This is a genomic window from Vagococcus salmoninarum (assembly GCF_003987495.1).
In the GTDB taxonomy this organism is placed as follows: Bacteria; Bacillota; Bacilli; order Lactobacillales; family Vagococcaceae; genus Vagococcus_D; species Vagococcus_D salmoninarum.
Map to the genome: position 1 here is coordinate 74,380 of NZ_NGJU01000012.1, position 18,981 is coordinate 93,360.

Genomic DNA, 18,981 nt, shown 5'->3' on the forward strand with positions numbered 1-18,981 from the left:
CAAGGAGAAATAATGAAAGAAACAATTAAAGAAAAAATCTTAAGTTTTCTGGCTGACAGTCAAAAACAAAGTTTTTCGATGGAAGAAATTAGTGCCGGGCTTGGTTTAGAGCAAAGTGCTGACTTTAAATCCTTAGTTAAAACAATTGCTATGATGGAACGGGAGAAGAGTGTTGTCTTTACCCAAAAAGGAAAAATTAAATTGCCCGCTAAAGAAGTGTTAGTTGAAGGGATCTTCCGTGCCAATGAGCGTGGCTTTGGTTTTGTCTCAATCGAAGGCGAAGAAAGCGACGTCTATGTCTCGAAAGAAAACACCGGTTACGCCTTAAATGGTGATACAGTTCAAATCGATATTATTCAACCAGCTAACCATTTAGAAGGTAGAACGGCAGAAGGGAAAGTTGTCGGGATTGTTCAACGGTCAATGACTCAAGTTGTGGGCGAATTTTTCCCATACGATACCGAGAAACGCCAAGAGACTGATTTATATGGTTATGTTGTACCACAAGATAAAAAACTAAGTAATTATCAAATTCTGATTGCTGCTGAAGGCATTCAACCAGTGGAAGGCTCGATTTGTGTCGTCGAAGTGACGCATTACCCAGAGCCTGGTTTCGGTACTTCTCTAGAAGGCTTAGTCAAGCAAACAGTTGGTCATAAAAATGATCCTGGGATGGATATTTTAAGTATTGTGATGCAACATGGTATTCCAACTGAATTCCCTAAAGAAGCCTTAGCTCACGCCGATCAAATTGCTGATGAAATCAGTGAAAGTGACATCCAAGGCCGTCGTGATTTACGAGGTCAAAGAATTGTGACAATCGATGGAGCTGAGGCGAAGGATTTAGATGATGCTGTAACTGTTAAAAAACTAGCTAATGGCAACTTCTTTTTAGGTGTCCACATTGCTGATGTCTCACACTATGTTACAGAAGGTAGCCCAATGGATTTAGAAGCTGCTGACCGCGCAACAAGTGTTTATTTAACTGATCGGGTAATTCCGATGATTCCTCATCGTTTATCAAATGGCATTTGTTCCCTGAATCCTCATGTGCCACGTCTAGCAATGAGTTGTGAAATGGAAATCAATCAACAAGGAAAAGTAGTCAGTCATGATATTTTTGAAAGTGTGATTGAAACCACAGAAAGAATGACTTATAGTGCAGTCAATGAAATCTTAGATGAACAATTACCTGAAACGTTAGAACGTTATCAAGAACTAGTACCGATGTTTACTGACATGGGTGAACTTCACCAAATTTTAGAAGCGATGCGTCAAGAACGGGGAGCGATTTCTTTTGAAGATCGTGAAGCAGGCATCATTGTCGATGAAGCCGGCCATCCAATTGATATTGTCTTACGAAGTCGGGGAGTTGGCGAACGCTTAATCGAATCATTTATGTTAATCGCTAATGAAACCGTCGCAAAGCACTTTACTGATGCTAAGTTACCATTTATTTACCGAATCCACGAGCAACCAAAAGAAGATAAAATGCAACGTTTCTTTGAATTTGCTACAAACTTTGGTATTCTAGTAAAAGGAACAAAAGAAGACATCACTCCTAAAGCATTACAAGAAGTCTTAGAACAAATTTCTGGTAAGCCAGAAGAAGCGGTAATCAATAAAATGTTACTTCGCAGTATGCAACAAGCGAAATACAGTGATGACCCTGCCGGCCATTACGGCTTAGCTGCGGAAGACTATACGCACTTCACTTCACCTATTCGTCGTTACCCAGATTTGATTGTCCATCGCTTGATTAAAGCTTACATGACAAAACCAATTTTGGAAGCTACGAAAGAGAAGTGGGCCGAAGCGTTACCAGAAATTGCGGTTCATAGCTCACAAATGGAACGTCGAGCAGTTGATGCTGAACGGGACACAGACAGTCTGAAAAAAGCTGAATTTATGCAGGACAAAGTTGGCGAAGAATTTGCTGGCGTCATTGGATCAGTTACTAAGTTTGGACTCTTTATCGAATTGCCAAACACAGTAGAGGGCTTAATTCACATTACTAAATTGCCGGATTACTTCCATTTCGTCGAAAGTCACTTAGCGTTAGTTGGCGAACGAACAGGTGTCACCTATAAGATTGGTCAAAAAGTAGTCATCAAAGTGACTAAAGCTGATACAACTACCCGGGAAATCGATTTTGAAATGATTTCTTCCGAAGAAGTCCCTGAAAATGAGAAGGTTGAGATACCAAAAGAACAAAAACGTCCTCGTCGTGAAGCGCCAGGTCGTGGCAATCGGGATAAGAAATCAAACAAACCGACGGACTACCGTCAAAATCAAGGGAATAAAAAGAAAAAAGCAGCAAGTAAGAAACCTTTTTATAAGGAAGTTGCTAAGAAAAAGAAAACAAATAACAAGAAGAAAAAGTCTAAATAGTTGGAGGTCGTTTTATGCCTAAACATGAAGGAAAACTAATTGCCCAAAACCGCAAGGCCCGGCATGATTTTACTATTATGGAGACAATTGAAGCGGGCTTAGTCCTAAAAGGGACTGAGATCAAAGCCATTAGAGCAGGACGAATTAACTTAAAAGATGGTTTCGCTAAAGTACGTCACGGTGAGGTTTATCTACATAACGTTCACATCAGCCCTTATGAACAAGGAAATCTCTTTAATCATGAACCTTTGAGGACAAGAAAATTGTTAATGCGTAAAAAACAAATCGACATGTTGATTGGTGAAACTAAAAATCCTGGAATTACTTTAGTGCCATTGAAAGTCTATATTAAAAATGGGTACGCTAAAGTTTTAATTGGGATTGCTAAAGGTAAGAAACAATATGACAAACGTGAAGATTTGAAACGTAAAGATCAAAACCGGGAAATTGCCCGAGCTTTGAAAGAACGTTATTAAAAGATGCTATTTTAGCATCTTTTTTTTGTGGAATGCCTTTAAAAAAAGATATTTCTCTAAAGAAGTGTAAATAATTCACATATATCTTTAAAAACCTCGCGATATTTGATACGATAGGGGAGTAAGTGACTTTTTATGCGAGAGGAGAATTGATTAAAGTAAAACCAAACAAATAAATGAATAGTTTTAGCTTGTTTTAAAGTTTAACAAAACCTAAGAGAGAACAAGATAAGTGCATAGTAGTAACAACGTGAAAGAAATTGAGTTATTTTCATGAAAACCTTTGTGTTTTTGTGAGAATGGTGGTATTATATCAATGTCGAGTAGCGATAAGTAATAGCTTTATAAGAAAAAACTTATACAGTGTTTCTTAGTTATTATTTTTGTTATTTTTATCTTCTCTTTGGAAAAGAGGTGAAGTAATATGGAAGAAAAATCCTGGATTGTTAATTTGGCTGGATATGATTTTGATGTAACAGTTTGCTTAATGATTCTCTTAACATGTGCAATCATTTTTGCCTTTGTGTTTTATTGTTCTAGGAATCTGCAACTAAAGCCCACAGGTAAACAAAACGTCTTAGAGATGGTGATGGATTTTGTTCGCAAAATAGTTTCGGACAATTTACCTAGCAAAGAAGTCAGAAATTATCATTTGTTGGCTTTTACAATGTTTTTATTTGTTTTGGTTTCCAATCTAATCGGGTTGGTAACAAAAATCGGTGTTCATAACACTCAGGGAGAAGAAATCAGTTTTTGGAAAAGCCCGACTGCCGATCCGTTAGTTACATTAACGTTAGCAGCAATCGTAATCTTACTAACAAACTATTTCGGAATGAAGAAATTTGGGATTAAAGGTTATTTCACGAATAGTTTCGCTGAACCAGCTAAGTTTTTAATGCCGATTAAACTAATGGAAGAATTTACTAACGTCTTAACGTTAGGTCTACGTTTATACGGAAATATTTATGCCGGGGAAGTTTTACTAACATTGATCTCAACATTTGCCGGAAGCAAAGGCTTATTAAGTGCCGTTCCAGCAATCCCATTAGAAATGATTTGGATCGGATTCTCCATCTTTATTGGAGGGATTCAAGCATTTATTTTTGTGACATTATCAATGGTGTATCTTTCACACAAAGTTGTGGCGGAACACTAATAATAATTGTTTTATAAATCAAGTAACGGAATATTAGGAGGAAATTAATTATGAATTACATCGCAGCATCAATCGCAGTATTCGGATCAGCAATCGCGGCCGCATACGGTAACGGAAAAGTTATTTCAAAAACACTAGAGTGTATGGCTCGTCAACCTGAAATGTCAGGTGAATTAAGAAGTACAATGTTTATCGGTGCTGGACTAATTGAAGCGGTGCCAATTTTAGGTATCGTTGTAGCTTTACTATTAGTATTCTTAGGAAATTAAACACGAAGGCAGGACGCCGAAATCTATCGGGCAACCGTCTCTGCTTTCTTTCTATATAATTGAGAGAGGAAGTGCGAGCGATTATGATCAACAATTTAGTCGTAGGTAGTACTACTACCCTTACAACTATGGCTTTTGTCAGCATCTCGTTTTTACTATTAATGCTACTTATTAAAAAGTTTGCATGGGGACCAATGACAAAAATGCTCGATGAGCGAGCTGAAAAAATCGCTAATGAAATTGATGGAGCAGAGCAAGCAAAAATAGATGCTACTGACCTTGCTAAGAAAAGTGAAGTTGAGTTAACGAAAGCTAAAGCTGAAGCCGCGGGAATTATTAAACGTGCTAAAGACAATGCCGAAGTTAGTGCTGAAAACATTATTACTGAAGCGAAGCGTAATGCGCAAAATTATCGTGAAAAAGCTGAAAAAGACGTCGCGATAGAAAGAGAACAAATCATTGAGTCTGCGAGACGTGAAGTTGCAGATCTATCTATTCAAATAGCCGCTAAAATATTGAAAAAAGAATTAAACCAAGACACTCATACTGAGTTAATTAATTCTTATATTGAAGGGCTGGGAACAACTCATGAAGACTGAAAACTTAACGATTGATCGTCGCTACGGAAAAGTCCTCTATGATACGTCGAAAGAAGAGCACCATTTAGACGAAATTCATGAAGAACTAGTAGCCTTACGAGAAATTTATGAAGAAGTTCCTGAATTAGGCCGAATTTTAAGTGATGATCGCTTAGAACCTTTTGAAAAAGTTGATATCTTACATGAATTAGATAAAGACTTTGGCGAAACAATTTCTAAGTTTTTACGAGTGATTTACGAATACGGTCGGATGGATGAAATTCCGCAAATTATTGATGAGTTCGAACATTTTTACTATGATAACAAAGGCATTTTAGTCGCTGAAGTCACTTCAGCTGTGGAACTAAATGATTCCCAGTCGGAACGAATCGAAACTGAAATCGCCAAACGTTATGATTACAAAAAAGTTATTTTAAGAAAAAAAGTTAAACCCGAAATTTTAGGTGGTTTAATCGTAAGTGCCAATCATAAAGTCATTGATAATAGTGTCCAAAAACAATTAGACGCGATGCACAAAGAACTATTGAAGTAAGGTAAATGAGAAAAAAGAGGTGAAGATAGATGAGCATTAAAGCAAAAGAAATCAGTGCGCTCATTAAACAACAAATCGCCAATTACGCCGATGCTTTAGCTGTCGATGAAGTCGGTGTCGTTACTTATGTTGGTGACGGGATTGCTCGTGCCTATGGTTTAGAGAATGCCATGAGTGGTGAACTATTAGAGTTTTCAAATGGAGCATATGGAATGGCTCAAAACTTGGAATCTAATGATGTTGGGATTATTGTCTTAGGGGATTTTGAAACAATTCGTGAAGGCGATAAAGTCAAACGCACAGGAAAAATCATGGAAGTGCCAGTTGGTGAAGCGCTAATCGGTCGTGTCATTAATCCTTTAGGCCAACCAGTTGATGGTTTAGGTGATATTAAGACGACAAAAAACCGTCCGATTGAATCACCTGCCCCAGGAGTAATGCAACGTCAATCTGTTGATGAACCATTACAAACAGGCTTAAAAGCGATTGATGCCTTAGTACCAATCGGTCGTGGTCAACGTGAGTTAATTATTGGTGACCGTAAAACAGGGAAAACCTCAATTGCGATTGATACAATTATTAACCAAAAAGGTCAAGACATGATTTGTATTTATGTTGCCATTGGTCAAAAAGAATCAACGGTTCGTAACCAAGTGGAAACACTGAAACGTTTCGGTGCCATGGACTATACAATCGTTGTTACCGCCAGTGCCTCACAGCCTGCGCCATTGTTATACATTGCACCTTACGCTGGAACAACGATTGGTGAAGAATTTATGTATAACGGCAAGCATGTCTTAGTTGTTTTTGATGATTTATCAAAACAAGCGGCAGCTTACCGAGAACTGTCTTTACTATTACGTCGTCCGCCAGGTCGGGAAGCTTACCCAGGAGACGTCTTCTACTTACACTCACGTTTATTAGAACGTGCAGCTAAGTTAAGTGAAGATCTTGGTGGTGGTTCAATGACAGCTTTGCCGTTCGTTGAAACCCAAGCTGGTGATATTTCAGCGTACATTCCAACGAACGTCATTTCGATTACTGACGGTCAAATTTATTTACAAAACGATTTGTTTTATTCAGGCGTCCGTCCAGCAGTCGATGCTGGTTTATCCGTTTCCCGGGTAGGTGGCTCTGCTCAAATTAAAGCAATGAAAAAAGTTGCTGGAACCCTTCGTTTAGATTTAGCGAGTTTCCGTGAATTAGAAGCCTTTACTCAATTCGGTTCTGATTTAGATGCAGCAACGCAAGCTAAATTAAACCGTGGTCGTCGGACAGTCGAAATCTTAAAACAAGATCTACACAAACCTTTGGCTGTTGAAAAACAAGTCACGATTTTGTACGCCTTGACTCATGGTTTCTTAGACAGTATTCCAGTAGATGATATTTTACGATTTGAAAGTGAATTATTTGATCATATTGACGATAATTACCCAGAAATATTCACCCATATTAGCAAGACGAAAGGTCTACCTGAATCAGCTGAAATCGACGGCGCAATTAAAGAGTACAAAGAAATCTTTGCTGCCACGAATCAAGTTGCTAATGAAGAGACAGCAGACGCTTAAAAGGATGGTGAGTTTGTGTGGCTGAATCATTAATTGAAATTAAACGAAAAATCACCTCAACAAAAAAAACCAGTCAAATTACTAGCGCTATGCAAATGGTTTCAGGTTCAAAATTAAATAAATCAGAAGCGAATTCTCGTAATTTCCAAAAATATTCGGAAAAAGTTCGGGAAATCGTTACTCACCTAGCAGTCACTCAGTTAGAGTTAATTGAAGGTGAGCGGGAAGTCGATTTATTTGAAGATGAGAATCCAGATGATTACCATAGTATGTTAATTTCAAGACCGATTAAAAAAACCGGTTATATTGTTATTACAGCCGATAAAGGCTTAGCTGGTGGTTATAATAGTTCGGTAATTAAGCAAACTTTAACGATGTTGCAAGAAGATCATGAGAGTGACGAAGAGTATGTGATGATGGCCATCGGCAGTGCCGGTGCAGAATTCTTTAAAAGTCGTGGCATGAATATTGCCTATGAGTTACGAGGAATTAGCGATCATCCAACCTTTGATGAAGTTCGAAAAATTGTTAAAGCGGCTGTGCAGATGTATGAAAATGAAGTTTTTGATGAATTATATGTTTGTTATAATCATCACATAAACTCATTGGCAGCCCAATTTAGAGCGGAAAAAATGTTACCAATCTCTGATTTAGATGCAGGTGAAGTTAAAACTTATGAACTGGAATATATTCTAGAACCAAGCGAAGATGCAATTTTAGACAAACTATTGCCTCAATATGCAGAAAGCTTGATTTATGGTGCAATTTTAGATGCCAAAACCGCTGAACATGCGGCTAGAATGACTGCGATGAAGAGTGCGACAGACAATGCAAAAAATATTATTGACGATTTAACTATTTCATACAACCGTGCCCGTCAAACTGCGATTACCCAAGAAATTACGGAAATCGTTGGCGGAGCTGCGGCATTAGAGTAATAACGGGAGGAATGTGTCATGAATTCAGGCAAGATTGTACAAGTTATCGGTCCCGTTGTCGACGTGGAATTTCCGTTAGATCAATCCTTACCAGATATAAACAACGCCTTAGTCGTTTATAAAGCTGACTCAAAACAAAAAGTTGTTTTAGAAGTAGCCCTTGAACTTGGTGATGGTATCATCCGTTCAATCGCTATGGAATCAACAGACGGTTTACAACGGGGAATGGAAGTACTTGATACAGGTGCTTCGATCTCTGTGCCAGTCGGTAAAGAAACCTTAGGACGAGTGTTTAACGTTTTAGGTGAGACCATTGATTTAGAAAAACCTTTTGACGATGAAATTGAAAAAAGTAGTATTCATAAAAAAGCCCCAACTTTTGATCAATTAGCAACGAGTACTGAAATTTTAGAAACAGGTATTAAAGTAATTGACTTACTTGCCCCTTATTTAAAAGGTGGTAAAGTTGGGTTATTCGGTGGAGCCGGTGTTGGTAAAACTGTCTTAATTCAAGAGTTAATTAATAATATCGCCCAAGAACATGGGGGAATTTCAGTCTTTACTGGTGTTGGTGAGCGGACCCGTGAAGGGAATGACCTTTATTATGAGATGAAAGAATCTGGGGTTATTGAAAAAACTGCCATGGTCTTTGGTCAAATGAACGAGCCCCCAGGTGCCCGGATGCGGGTTGCCTTAACCGGTTTAACAATTGCTGAATATTTCCGTGATGTGGAAGGCCAAGATGTGTTACTGTTTATTGATAATATCTTCCGCTTTACACAAGCGGGCTCTGAAGTGTCAGCCCTTTTAGGTCGGATGCCTTCAGCAGTTGGTTATCAACCGACTTTAGCAACAGAAATGGGTCAACTTCAAGAGCGGATTACGTCAACTCAAAAAGGCTCAATTACTTCGATTCAAGCTATTTATGTTCCAGCAGATGACTATACCGATCCGGCACCAGCGACAGCCTTTGCTCACTTAGATGCAACGACTAACTTGGAACGCCGTTTAACAGAAATGGGTATTTACCCTGCTGTGGATCCTTTAGCTTCAACTTCAGGGGCTTTGGCACCAGAAATCGTTGGGGTTGAACATTATAAAGTTGCGACAGAAGTCCAACATATTTTACAAAGATACCGGGAACTACAAGATATTATTGCGATTCTAGGGATGGATGAGTTATCTGACGAAGAAAAAATCTTAGTTGGCCGAGCTCGTCGTGTTCAGTTCTTCTTATCACAAAACTTCCATGTGGCGGAACAGTTTACTGGCCAAGTTGGGTCTTATGTCCCAGTGGCGGAAACAGTCCGTGGCTTTAAAGAAATTTTAGATGGTAAGTATGATGAATTACCTGAAGAAGCCTTTAGAAGTGTTGGTAGTATCGATGCAGTTATCGAAAAGGCGCAAAACCTAGGCTATTAAGAACGGAGGTCCCTGGATGGCTAAATTAAAAGTAGAGGTCGTTACTCCTAATGGCCTAAGCTACACCAATCAAGCGGCACAACTAGTTGTTGTTCGAACGGTTGATGGTGATTTAGGAATCATGCCTAACCATGCTCCGATTATTGTTCCTTTAAAAATTGATGAAGTTCGAGTTAAAAATAGTCGCGATAGTAGCGAGCAAGACATTATTGCCATTAATGGTGGTATTATGGAAGTTCGTGACAATGTTGTGACGATTATTGCTGACAGTGCTGAAAAGCCATCAGAAATTGATGTCTTACGGGCTGAAAAAGCCAAAGAACGAGCTGAAGCGACGATTGAAGAAGCGAAAAAAGAACATGATATTGACCAATTAAAACGGGCTGAAGTAGCTCTAAGTCGAGCAATCAACCGTATTAATGTGTCAAGAAAATAACGTTAAATGATAAGAATATCAGAAGAAAGGGTGCTTTAAGCACTCTTTCTTTTTTTTATTATAAAACTATGATAGAATTGAGAAGGTTTAGAAATTTGTTTTTGAAAGGAAAATTAAATGAGTGTATATGGTGTTGAAGCCTTAGTCCGTTTAACAAGTCATTTTGCTTTTATTTATTTGACATTTTGGGCAATGCAGTCCTTTAGAACTGATACCTTTTTCAAACGAACTAACTCGATTCAAATTCGCATGATTTTTGTCTTAATAGCAATTGCGATAGGTTACACAGCGAGTTCCTTCTTTATGGAGTGTCTCGAGCTGATGCGAAACTTTTGGCTTACAATGTTACGATAATAATACAGAATATTAAATAACATCGAGACTACTACAATATTTTTAGTCATTGTGTTATACTATTAAAAGTTTGTTTGAATTTACTTGGGGGGAACATGATGGAACATATTATTGTTCGAGGTGGAAATAAATTAACCGGAAACGTTAAAATTGAAGGGGCTAAAAATGCTGTCTTACCAATCCTAGCAGCTAGCCTACTAGCAGAAGAAGGTATTACGACATTAGATAATGTCCCAATTCTTTCTGATGTTTTTATGATGAATGAAGTAATTAAACATTTAAATACTGATATTGAATTTAATCAAGAAACAAATACAGTGACAATCGATGCTAGCCGTCAACTATTAGTTGAGGCACCTTATGAATATGTTAGCCAAATGCGTGCGTCAATTGTCGTGATGGGCCCGTTATTAGCCCGTAACAATCACGCTCGAGTAGCGATGCCTGGTGGCTGTGCCATAGGTACTCGTCCAATTGATTTACATTTAAAAGGCTTAGAAGCTTTAGGAGCAACGATCACTCAAGAAGATGGATACATTGAAGCAATCGCTAAAGATGGCTTAAAAGGGGCTCGGATTTATTTAGATTTCCCTAGTGTAGGTGCCACTCAAAATATTATGATGGCTGCTGTTAAAGCTAAAGGCATCACAACTATTGAAAACGTCGCTCGGGAACCAGAAATTGTTGATTTAGCAAACGTTCTTCATAAAATGGGAGCTAAAATCACTGGTGCTGGGACAGAAACAATGCGAATTGAAGGCGTTGATAAGTTAGTCGGAATTTCTCATAAGATTGTTCAAGACAGAATTGAAGCAGGAACCTTTATGGTAGCTGCTGCCATGACTGAAGGGGATATCTTTATTGAAGAAGCGATTATTGAGCACAATGGTCCCCTAATCTCTAAACTTAGAGAAATGGGTGTTAAAATTCGTGAAGAAGGCGACGGTATTCGGGTTGTTGGACCAAAAGTCTTGAAATCAACGAATATCAAAACCTTACCTCATCCAGGTTTCCCAACAGATATGCAAGCCCAAATGAGTGCCTTACAAGCAGTTGCTGAAGGAACGAGTGTTGTGACGGAAACAGTCTTTGAAAACCGTTACCAACATTTAGTTGAAATGGCTAAAATGGGAGCTAACTTTAAAATTGATAACAATGTTGCTTACGTTTACGATCGAGCAAAATTACACGGTGCTGAAGTTGCCGCTACAGATTTACGAGCTGCAGCAGCCTTAGTTTTAGTTGGATTAGTCGCTGAGGATCAAACAAAAGTGACACATCTTGAATACTTAGACCGTGGCTACCACGATTTTCATGAGAAACTAAGAGGCTTAGGTGCTAACATCCAACGCTTTGATAATGCAGGCAAGGAAGTTTTCAAGGAAGCCAAAAAAACTGAAGTCATTAAATAAACTCACTATATAAGGAGTCAGTTATGGGAATATCGACTAAATACGTGATCCGCCAACTATTAAAAATTATTGTCATTGTCTTACTAGCCGTTATTCTATTTGTTGTGGGAACGATGATTGGTTTTGGCGTAATTGGAGAAGGTCGTCCGACTGATGTCTTTGATAGCGAGACATGGAACCATATTTTTAAATTTATTAAATAAGCAGATTGAGGTTGGGAGTTGCTCCAGCCTCTTTATTTTGCTTCAAAGGTGCTTCTTCTTTATAATAGAAAGAAGTTAATAGAAATCGAGGAATTAAGATGTCAAAAATAATTATAAAAACCGTTCGTGGTTACCAAAAATATATCTCCCCCGGCTTACCAAGGCGTTGCCGTTACCATCCAACGTGTTCTCAGTACATGCTTGACGCTGTTGGCGCTCATGGTGGCTTTAAAGGCTTTATCATGGGGATCGGTCGGATCTTGAGATGTCATCCTTTTATTAAAGGTGGGATTGACTATGTGCCATTAAGATTTAGTTTACGGAGAAACCCAGATCAAGAATATCACGGACCATACGAAAGGGTACACAAACATGACGATCATTGCAATCACTAATGAGTCAGACTATCCTTGGGAGTTGTTACTTTTAGCGGATCCAGAGGCTAGCTTAGTTGCGGCTTATTTAAAAACAAGCGAAACCTTTGTCAAAGTTAATTCAACTAGTGAGGTTCTAGGAGTCTTAGTTTTAAACAAAGAAGCAGAAGATCACTACGAATTGATGAACTTGGCAGTGGCTGAAGCTTATCAAAGTATGGGAATTGGGCAAGAGCTTGTTGAGTATGGGATCAAGGAAATAAAAAGTCGCCAGCAGTCAGAAGCCCGCTTAATTGTTAAAACTGGTGATCTTTCCTACCCGGCGATTCGTTTGTATCAGCGATGTGGCTTTCAAATTAAAGAAGTCATCGAGGATTACTTTATTAAGAACTATCCTGAAGCGATCTACGAAGAGGGACAACAGTTAAAAAATCAATTAATTCTAGAATTATTGATTAATTGAAGGTATACTAATAATGTAAAGATTATAATGAAAAGAGGTCGAATTATGTCAGTATTAGCTTTTGATTGGGGTGGCACTGGTGTTAAGTACGGCAAGTGGTCTAATGAACGCTTAGAGAGCCAAGGCGAGTTTCCGACACCAAAGACTTGGGAAGCTTTAAAAAGCGAAATGAAAGCGGTAAAAGATAGGTTTTCTGATGAATCTTTTGAAGGGGTGGCAATTAGTGCCCCAGGCGCCGTCAATCGTAAAAAAGGTGTGATTGAAGGAATTAGTGCGATTCCTTACATTCATCATTTTCCAATTCAGGCTGAATTAGAAACTTATTTTGATTTACCAGTGTCTTTTGAAAATGATGCGAACTCTGCCGGTATTGCTGAAGTCTGGCAAGGAGCAGCCAAAGGTTTTCAAGATGTTTTATTTTTAGTTCTGGGGACTGGTGTCGGTGGCGCCGTCATTAAAAACGGTCAAGTTCAAACAGGGGCTCATCTATATGGCGGGGAATTTGGGTTGATTTATATGGATGCCGAAAATACTTTTAGTACAGTTGGCACAGCTGTCAAGATGGCAGAGCGTTATTGTGTCAGCAAAGGCCTTCCTAAGGGAACCTACTCAGGGCAAGAAGTCTTTACTTTTGCCAAAGAAGGGGATCAGCTTGCTGAAGCTGAGGTTGAAAGCTTCTATAATTATGTGGCACGAGGAATTTTTAGTATTCAATTTACAACAGATCCAGAATGTATCGTGATTGGCGGAGGTGTCTCAGCTCACCCTGATCTGTTACCAGAAGTCAATCAACGAGTGAAAGCGTTGTTTGACCAGCACGGTATCAAAGATTTCTTACCAAACATTAAAATCTGTGAGTTTAAAAATGACGCTAACTTGATTGGTGCTGTTGCCAGCTTTTATCAAGGGAATAAATAAGCACGTTTAGAACGAATCTAAGGATTCGTTCTTTTTTATATTGGAGTTAAAATTCTTTTGTCGGAATTGTCAGAAAATTCTTGACATTGAATCAAATATCCCTTATATTTGTATTTATCTCAAATGTTAGAGAATGATTAAAAATCAGGGGGTTCGGAAGATGAAAAAAAGACTTAGTATTTTATTAGGGGCATCAATGCTGTTATTGGCAGCATGTGGTGGCGGAGGATCAAGCGCGAAAGATGGGGAAACGATTAAAATCGGCGTAAATTTAGAACTCTCTGGTGCAGTTTCGGCTTATGGGATTCAAGAACGTGATGGGATTGAATTAGCTGTCGATAAAATTAACGACGAAGGTGGTATTTTAGGCAAGCAAATTGAATTAGTCGTAAAAGACAATAAATCTGAAACTGCCGAAGCCGTTTCAGTTACCGCTAGCTTAACTAACAATGATAAAGTTGTCGCAATTATTGGACCAGCCACATCAGGTGCTGCCAAAGCGACGATTCCTAACTTAACGAAAGCTAAAGTACCAGCGATTACACCATCTGGCACAAATGATGAAATTACCGTTGTTAACGGAACAGTTCAAGAATATATTTTCAGAACTAGTTACCAAGATTCATTCCAAGGAAGCTTACTTGCTAAGTACGCCTCAGACAACATGGGTAAAACGAAAGGAGTCATCATTGGCGATAACTCAAGTGACTACGGTAAAGGGTTAACGAAAGCTTTTGAAGATGAATTTAAAGGCGATGTTGTTGAAAAAGAATACTTTGTTGAAGGGGATAAAGATTTTAAAGCGATTTTAACTAAAATCAAAGACAAAGACTTTGATTTCATCTACATTCCTGGTTACTACACAGAAGCTGGCTTAATTATTAAACAAGCTCGTGAAATGGGAATCAAGCAACCGATTCTAGGTGCGGACGGCTTCTCGGATTCTAAATTAGTTGATGTGGCAGGAGCTGAAAATGTCAATGATGTCTTCTATACGTCACACTTTTCGGAAAATGCCCCGGCTAACGATACCGTTGCTGATTTTGTAGCTGATTTTAAAGCAAAACATAAAGACAAATCACCAAGTTCTTTTAATGCCTTAGCTTATGACTCAGTCTTCATGTTAAAAACAGCAATTGAAAATGCTGGTGAAGCCGATAGCGAAAAAATTAAAGATGAATTGGCTAACTTAAAAGAATTTGTCGGAGTCACGGGAACAATGACGATGGATGAAAATCATAACCCAGTTAAAGCAGCAGTAGTCATCGGTTTAACTAATGGCGAAGAAGCAACTTCTGAAATTGTCCAACCTTAATAAATAAATGTGAATCAGCAAGGATAGGTTCGCCTATGCCTTGCTTTTTCTTAAATTAGATCGGAAGGGATTTGCTATGGATATTTTTTTACAGCAACTTATAAATGGCTTGTCATTAGGTAGTATTTACGCCTTAATCGCCTTAGGTTATACAATGGTTTACGGTATTATTAAATTAATTAACTTTGCCCACGGCGAAATATATATGCTTGGAGCATTCAGTGGCTATTATTTAATGAATTCTTTACAGCTGCCATTTTTAGCAGCCTTATTAATTTCGATGTCTGGTTGTGCCTTAATGGGAGTAATCATTGAGTTTTTAGCTTACCGACCATTAAGAGGGTCAACACGAATTGCCGCGTTGATTACAGCAATTGGGGTCTCCTTTTTAATTCAAAATGGCATGATTTACTTTGTCGGGCCGGAAGTTCGTCCCTATCCCCAAGGAATTGTCCCGAAAAACTTTGACTTAGGTTTAGTCACGATTTCTAACATTCAATTAATTATTTTAGTGACGACGATTTTATTGATGATTTTATTACAATTTATCGTTAAAGGCACAAAGATGGGGAAAGCCATGCGGGCAGTTAGTGTTGATCCTGATGCTGCGATGTTAATGGGCATCAATGTGAATCAGACAATTTCTTTTACTTTTGCAATTGGTTCAGCCTTAGCGGCAGCGGCAGGCGTCTTAATTGGTTTGTACTACAACAGTATTGATCCCTTAATGGGAGTGACCCCAGGCTTAAAAGCCTTTGTGGCAGCAGTGTTTGGTGGGATTGGCGTTATTCCGGGCGCCGCTTTAGGTGGTTTTGCTATTGGTATTATTGAAACCTTTATTAGTGGCTCGCCAATTCCAGGCCTTGCCCAATATAAAGATGCGATTGTTTACGGGATTTTAATTGTGATCTTATTAATTAAACCAGCAGGCTTGCTTGGTAAAAATATTAAAGAGAAGGTTTAGGTGAGAGCAGATGAAAAAGAACATGACATATAATCTTGTCTGGCTTGGAATTACCGCAGTGGCCTTTGCTTTAATTTTCGTCTTAAAACAGATCGGCGCAATTAATCCAGTGACAGAAGATTTATTAATTATTATTGGTATTAATATTATTTTAGCAACAGGTTTAAACTTAATTATCGGTTTTTCAGGTCAGTTTTCCTTAGGCCATGCGGGCTTTATGGCAATTGGTGCGTATTCGACAGCCATTATTGCTAGTAAACTACCAACCTTTTTAGGCTTTATTGTCAGTATTCTGATCGGCATGGTAATTGCGGGAATTGTGGCAGGTTTGGTCGGTATTCCAACGTTACGCTTAAAAGGGGATTATTTAGCGATTGCTACTTTAGGAATCGCTGAAATTATTAGAATTGTGATTGTTAATGGTAAAGATGACCCTTCACAAGGTTTCTTTGTCACAGGAGGTGCTGCTGGTGTTTTTGGTATTCCAGCCTACGCCACTTGGCCAGTTGTCTTCATTTTTGTCGTCTTAACGACTGTCTTAATAACGAACTACATTCGCAGTGGCGCTGGTCGGGCAACTTTAGCGATCAGAGAAGATGAGATTGCTGCCGAATCAATGGGGGTTAATACAACGAAATACAAAGTGATGGCCTTTATCATCGGTGCAGTAACGGCTAGTGTGGCAGGTTCATTGCAAGCAAGTTACATTCAAATGATTGTTCCTAAAGATTTCGGTTTTATGAAATCAGTGGATATTTTAATTATTGTCGTCTTTGGTGGGATTGGTAGTATTACCGGATCTTACTTGGCAGCGATTCTTTTAGGAGTCTTGAACTATTTCTTAAGAGATTTTGGCGATTTACGGATGATTATTTATTCGTTAGCGTTAATTATTATTATGATTTTCAAACCAGGGGGCTTACTAGGAAGCTGGGAATTTTCAATTAAAAAACTTTTAACTAAAGGCAAAGGAGGCAGTCAAGATGTCACTACTAACAGTCAGTAACTTAACGAAAAACTTTGGTGGTTTAGCGGCTGTCTCAGACGTTACGATCGAATTAGGTAATAACGAACTCGTAGGCTTAATTGGACCGAATGGCGCCGGTAAAACTACTTTATTTAACTTACTAACCGGAGTCTATGAACCAACAGAAGGCAGTGTTAAATTAACTATTGCCGGCAAAGAAGTGGAATTAACTAAAAAGAAACCTTACACCATTGCTAAATTAGGGCTAGGGAGAACGTTTCAAAATATCCGCCTCTTTAAAGAGTTAAGTGTTTTAGACAACGTCTTAATTGCCATGAATGGTCATAATAAGCAAGGTTTAGTAACAAGTGTTTTACGTTTGCCTCGGTTTTACCAACAAGAAGCTGAGATGAAAGAGAAAGTCATGGCGCTTTTGGCGATTTTTGATTTAGAAAGTAAAGTGAATGATTTAGCTAAAAACTTGCCATACGGGGAGCAACGGCGGTTAGAAATTGTCCGGGCTTTAGCCACTGAACCAAAAGTGCTCTTTTTAGATGAACCAGCAGCGGGGATGAACCCTCAAGAAACTGCGGAGTTAACGACGTTAATTCGTAAAATTCAAAAAGAATTTGGCATTACTATTTTATTAATTGAGCACGATATGTCCCTAGTGATGGACGTTTGCGAACGCTTATACGTTTTAGAATACGGTCGCTTAATCGCTAAAGGCAGTCCTGAAGAAATTAAAAACAATCCTAAAGTTATTCAAGCTTATTTAGGAGGGGAAATCTAATGTTAAAAGTAAGTGAGTTATCAGTCCATTATGGCGTGATTGAAGCCGTTAAAAAAGTTAGTTTTGAAGTCAATCAAGGGGAAATTGTTTCTTTAGTTGGAGCTAATGGAGCAGGAAAGACAACTATTTTACGGACGATTTCCGGTTTAATTAAACCAACAACTGGCAGCATTGATTTTTTAGGCCAAAGCTTAGAAAAAGTGCCACCGCAAAAAATCGTCGGTAGCGGTCTTTCCCAAGTTCCAGAAGGACGCCACGTCTTTCCTGGCTTAACGGTCTTAGAAAATCTTGAAATGGGTGCGTTCTTAAAAAAAGACAAGGCTGAGAATAAAGCCTTAATGGCGGAAGTTTTTCAGCGTTTTCCAATTTTAGCAGAACGGAAAACCCAAGATGCAGCGACGTTATCTGGTGGGGAACAACAAATGTTAGCGATGGGGCGAGCCTTAATGTCTCAACCGAAGCTCTTACTACTAGATGAGCCATCAATGGGCCTAGCACCAATTTTTATTAAAGAAATTTTTAATATTATTCAAGATATTCAAAAACAAGGGACGACGGTCTTGTTAATCGAACAAAATGCGAATATGGCTTTATCAATTGCCAATCGCGGCTACGTCTTAGAAACAGGCAAAGTCGTTTTAAGTGGCACTGGTCAAGAATTATTAGCCAGTGAAGACGTCCAGAAAGCATACTTAGGAGGGTAATTAATGATTGTCGAAAATTACATGTCGAAAAAACTAGTCACAGTCACTAAAGAGACTAAAATTAATCATGCTGTTGATTTGATGAAGGAGCATGGCATTCACCGTTTACCGGTTTTAGAGAATAATCAAATGATTGGTTTATTAACGGAAGGCACGATTCAAGAAGCCATGCCTTCAAAAGCCACTAGTTTAAGTGTTTATGAAGCGACTTATTTATTAAACAAAACGACAGTTGCTGATGTTATGATTAAAGAGGTGGCGACAATTGAAGCCGATGCCTTAATCGAAGAGGCGATCTTTCAAATGCGTCAGAAGAATGTCGGTGTCTTACCAGTTTGTAGTAGCAACCATGAATTAGTCGGTATCATTACGAATAATGATATCTTTGATGCTTTCTTAGAACTCACTGGTTATAACCAAGCAGGGGTTAGAGTAGCCATTGAGATTAAAGAGGATCATCAAGGAGTCTTAGCAGACTTAACAAGTATCTTTGCTACTCATAATATGAATATTGTCCAACTTGTTGTGTACCGCAATGAAAAAATTCCAACAATTGTTTTACAATTAAGTCATGCCAGTGAAGCGGAAGTTGGCACAGTGTTAAAAGAACGTGGTTATAATGTGTTGTTTTCAGTTAAAACAACAGAGCTTTAAAACATCATCTCATAATAAGCAGCCTTTTAGAATCACTTAAAGAGGGCTGTTTATTTAGGTTTGAAAGTAATTA

22 protein-coding genes are annotated in these 18,981 nt (G+C 38.5%); all 22 read left to right on the top strand.

What is annotated here, in order from left to right; genetic code table 11:
* Positions 1 to 9 precede the first annotated feature (9 nt).
* The 22 genes from rnr to CBF35_RS08980 all read left to right on the top strand — a co-directional run bounded on the left by rnr (position 10) and on the right by CBF35_RS08980 (position 18,908).
* Positions 10 to 2,391, top strand: coding sequence for a ribonuclease R (rnr, locus tag CBF35_RS08875; protein ID WP_126780318.1), 2,382 nt, complete (start codon positions 10 to 12; stop codon positions 2,389 to 2,391).
* A gap of 14 nt (positions 2,392 to 2,405) precedes the next feature.
* On the top strand, positions 2,406 to 2,867 hold the full coding sequence (gene smpB / locus CBF35_RS08880) for an SsrA-binding protein SmpB (protein WP_126780244.1): 462 nt from the start codon (positions 2,406 to 2,408) through the stop codon (positions 2,865 to 2,867).
* 424 nt (positions 2,868 to 3,291) lie between these two features.
* On the top strand, positions 3,292 to 4,023 hold the full coding sequence (atpB, locus tag CBF35_RS08885; RefSeq protein ID WP_126780246.1) for a F0F1 ATP synthase subunit A: 732 nt from the start codon (positions 3,292 to 3,294) through the stop codon (positions 4,021 to 4,023).
* A gap of 50 nt (positions 4,024 to 4,073) precedes the next feature.
* Positions 4,074 to 4,292, top strand: a complete 219-nt coding sequence (atpE, locus tag CBF35_RS08890; RefSeq protein WP_126780248.1) for a F0F1 ATP synthase subunit C — start codon at positions 4,074 to 4,076, stop codon at positions 4,290 to 4,292.
* Between the two features lie 83 nt (positions 4,293 to 4,375).
* Positions 4,376 to 4,891 (top strand): F0F1 ATP synthase subunit B, encoded by a 516-nt coding sequence (gene atpF / locus CBF35_RS08895; protein ID WP_126780250.1) that lies wholly within the window; start codon positions 4,376 to 4,378, stop codon positions 4,889 to 4,891.
* Positions 4,881 to 5,423: an ATP synthase F1 subunit delta gene (gene atpH, locus CBF35_RS08900; RefSeq protein WP_126780252.1), complete on the top strand. Its 543-nt coding sequence runs from the start codon at positions 4,881 to 4,883 to the stop codon at positions 5,421 to 5,423. Before atpF ends, atpH begins: the two co-directional genes overlap by 11 nt.
* A 29-nt stretch (positions 5,424 to 5,452) precedes the next feature.
* Positions 5,453 to 6,991, top strand: coding sequence for a F0F1 ATP synthase subunit alpha (gene atpA, locus CBF35_RS08905; RefSeq protein ID WP_126780254.1), 1,539 nt, complete (start codon positions 5,453 to 5,455; stop codon positions 6,989 to 6,991).
* Between the two features lie 17 nt (positions 6,992 to 7,008).
* Positions 7,009 to 7,929, top strand: coding sequence for a F0F1 ATP synthase subunit gamma (locus CBF35_RS08910; RefSeq protein WP_126780256.1), 921 nt, complete (start codon positions 7,009 to 7,011; stop codon positions 7,927 to 7,929).
* Between the two features lie 18 nt (positions 7,930 to 7,947).
* Positions 7,948 to 9,351 (top strand): F0F1 ATP synthase subunit beta, encoded by a 1,404-nt coding sequence (gene atpD, locus CBF35_RS08915; RefSeq protein ID WP_126780258.1) that lies wholly within the window; start codon positions 7,948 to 7,950, stop codon positions 9,349 to 9,351.
* Between the two features lie 16 nt (positions 9,352 to 9,367).
* Positions 9,368 to 9,787 carry a F0F1 ATP synthase subunit epsilon gene (locus CBF35_RS08920; protein WP_126780261.1) on the top strand — a complete coding sequence of 140 codons (420 nt, stop codon included), beginning with the start codon at positions 9,368 to 9,370 and terminating at the stop codon, positions 9,785 to 9,787.
* Positions 9,788 to 9,904: 117 nt separating this feature from the next.
* Complete coding sequence (locus tag CBF35_RS08925; protein WP_126780263.1) at positions 9,905 to 10,141, top strand: DUF1146 family protein; 237 nt, start codon at positions 9,905 to 9,907, stop codon at positions 10,139 to 10,141.
* A 98-nt stretch (positions 10,142 to 10,239) separates the two neighbouring features.
* A complete protein-coding gene (gene murA, locus CBF35_RS08930; RefSeq protein WP_126780265.1) occupies positions 10,240 to 11,553 on the top strand; it encodes a UDP-N-acetylglucosamine 1-carboxyvinyltransferase in 1,314 nt (437 codons plus the stop codon).
* 23 nt (positions 11,554 to 11,576) lie between these two features.
* Positions 11,577 to 11,756 (top strand): DNA-directed RNA polymerase subunit beta, encoded by a 180-nt coding sequence (locus tag CBF35_RS08935; RefSeq protein ID WP_126780267.1) that lies wholly within the window; start codon positions 11,577 to 11,579, stop codon positions 11,754 to 11,756.
* Between the two features lie 98 nt (positions 11,757 to 11,854).
* A complete protein-coding gene (yidD, locus tag CBF35_RS08940; RefSeq protein ID WP_126780269.1) occupies positions 11,855 to 12,151 on the top strand; it encodes a membrane protein insertion efficiency factor YidD in 297 nt (98 codons plus the stop codon).
* Positions 12,129 to 12,593 carry a GNAT family N-acetyltransferase gene (locus CBF35_RS08945; RefSeq protein WP_126780271.1) on the top strand — a complete coding sequence of 155 codons (465 nt, stop codon included), beginning with the start codon at positions 12,129 to 12,131 and terminating at the stop codon, positions 12,591 to 12,593. The genes yidD and CBF35_RS08945 overlap by 23 nt, the downstream gene beginning before the upstream one ends.
* 45 nt (positions 12,594 to 12,638) lie before the next feature.
* A complete protein-coding gene (locus tag CBF35_RS08950) occupies positions 12,639 to 13,511 on the top strand; it encodes an ROK family protein (RefSeq protein ID WP_126780273.1) in 873 nt (290 codons plus the stop codon).
* 160 nt (positions 13,512 to 13,671) lie between these two features.
* On the top strand, positions 13,672 to 14,826 hold the full coding sequence (locus tag CBF35_RS08955; protein ID WP_126780275.1) for an ABC transporter substrate-binding protein: 1,155 nt from the start codon (positions 13,672 to 13,674) through the stop codon (positions 14,824 to 14,826).
* Between the two features lie 76 nt (positions 14,827 to 14,902).
* A complete protein-coding gene (locus CBF35_RS08960) occupies positions 14,903 to 15,790 on the top strand; it encodes a branched-chain amino acid ABC transporter permease (RefSeq protein ID WP_126780277.1) in 888 nt (295 codons plus the stop codon).
* Between the two features lie 10 nt (positions 15,791 to 15,800).
* Positions 15,801 to 16,796 (top strand): branched-chain amino acid ABC transporter permease, encoded by a 996-nt coding sequence (locus CBF35_RS08965; protein WP_126780279.1) that lies wholly within the window; start codon positions 15,801 to 15,803, stop codon positions 16,794 to 16,796.
* Positions 16,774 to 17,550, top strand: coding sequence for an ABC transporter ATP-binding protein (locus tag CBF35_RS08970; protein WP_126780282.1), 777 nt, complete (start codon positions 16,774 to 16,776; stop codon positions 17,548 to 17,550). Before CBF35_RS08965 ends, CBF35_RS08970 begins: the two co-directional genes overlap by 23 nt.
* Positions 17,550 to 18,254 carry an ABC transporter ATP-binding protein gene (locus CBF35_RS08975; protein WP_126780284.1) on the top strand — a complete coding sequence of 235 codons (705 nt, stop codon included), beginning with the start codon at positions 17,550 to 17,552 and terminating at the stop codon, positions 18,252 to 18,254. The genes CBF35_RS08970 and CBF35_RS08975 overlap by 1 nt, the downstream gene beginning before the upstream one ends.
* A gap of 3 nt (positions 18,255 to 18,257) precedes the next feature.
* Positions 18,258 to 18,908: a CBS and ACT domain-containing protein gene (locus CBF35_RS08980; protein ID WP_126780286.1), complete on the top strand. Its 651-nt coding sequence runs from the start codon at positions 18,258 to 18,260 to the stop codon at positions 18,906 to 18,908.
* Positions 18,909 to 18,981: the final 73 nt, after the last annotated feature.

Bases quoted from the DNA above. Each gene is read 5' to 3' on its own strand.
- smpB (WP_126780244.1), top strand. From the start codon at position 2,406: ATGCCTAAACATGAAGGAAAACTAATTGCCCAAAACCGCAAGGCCCGG.
- atpB (WP_126780246.1), top strand. From the start codon at position 3,292: ATGGAAGAAAAATCCTGGATTGTTAATTTGGCTGGATATGATTTTGAT.
- atpE (WP_126780248.1), top strand. From the start codon at position 4,074: ATGAATTACATCGCAGCATCAATCGCAGTATTCGGATCAGCAATCGCG.
- atpF (WP_126780250.1), top strand. From the start codon at position 4,376: ATGATCAACAATTTAGTCGTAGGTAGTACTACTACCCTTACAACTATG.
- atpH (WP_126780252.1), top strand. From the start codon at position 4,881: ATGAAGACTGAAAACTTAACGATTGATCGTCGCTACGGAAAAGTCCTC.
- atpA (WP_126780254.1), top strand. From the start codon at position 5,453: ATGAGCATTAAAGCAAAAGAAATCAGTGCGCTCATTAAACAACAAATC.
- atpD (WP_126780258.1), top strand. From the start codon at position 7,948: ATGAATTCAGGCAAGATTGTACAAGTTATCGGTCCCGTTGTCGACGTG.
- CBF35_RS08920 (WP_126780261.1), top strand. From the start codon at position 9,368: ATGGCTAAATTAAAAGTAGAGGTCGTTACTCCTAATGGCCTAAGCTAC.
- CBF35_RS08925 (WP_126780263.1), top strand. From the start codon at position 9,905: ATGAGTGTATATGGTGTTGAAGCCTTAGTCCGTTTAACAAGTCATTTT.
- murA (WP_126780265.1), top strand. From the start codon at position 10,240: ATGGAACATATTATTGTTCGAGGTGGAAATAAATTAACCGGAAACGTT.
- CBF35_RS08935 (WP_126780267.1), top strand. From the start codon at position 11,577: ATGGGAATATCGACTAAATACGTGATCCGCCAACTATTAAAAATTATT.
- yidD (WP_126780269.1), top strand. From the start codon at position 11,855: ATGTCAAAAATAATTATAAAAACCGTTCGTGGTTACCAAAAATATATC.
- CBF35_RS08945 (WP_126780271.1), top strand. From the start codon at position 12,129: ATGACGATCATTGCAATCACTAATGAGTCAGACTATCCTTGGGAGTTG.
- CBF35_RS08950 (WP_126780273.1), top strand. From the start codon at position 12,639: ATGTCAGTATTAGCTTTTGATTGGGGTGGCACTGGTGTTAAGTACGGC.
- CBF35_RS08955 (WP_126780275.1), top strand. From the start codon at position 13,672: ATGAAAAAAAGACTTAGTATTTTATTAGGGGCATCAATGCTGTTATTG.
- CBF35_RS08960 (WP_126780277.1), top strand. From the start codon at position 14,903: ATGGATATTTTTTTACAGCAACTTATAAATGGCTTGTCATTAGGTAGT.
- CBF35_RS08965 (WP_126780279.1), top strand. From the start codon at position 15,801: ATGAAAAAGAACATGACATATAATCTTGTCTGGCTTGGAATTACCGCA.
- CBF35_RS08970 (WP_126780282.1), top strand. From the start codon at position 16,774: ATGTCACTACTAACAGTCAGTAACTTAACGAAAAACTTTGGTGGTTTA.
- CBF35_RS08975 (WP_126780284.1), top strand. From the start codon at position 17,550: ATGTTAAAAGTAAGTGAGTTATCAGTCCATTATGGCGTGATTGAAGCC.
- CBF35_RS08980 (WP_126780286.1), top strand. From the start codon at position 18,258: ATGATTGTCGAAAATTACATGTCGAAAAAACTAGTCACAGTCACTAAA.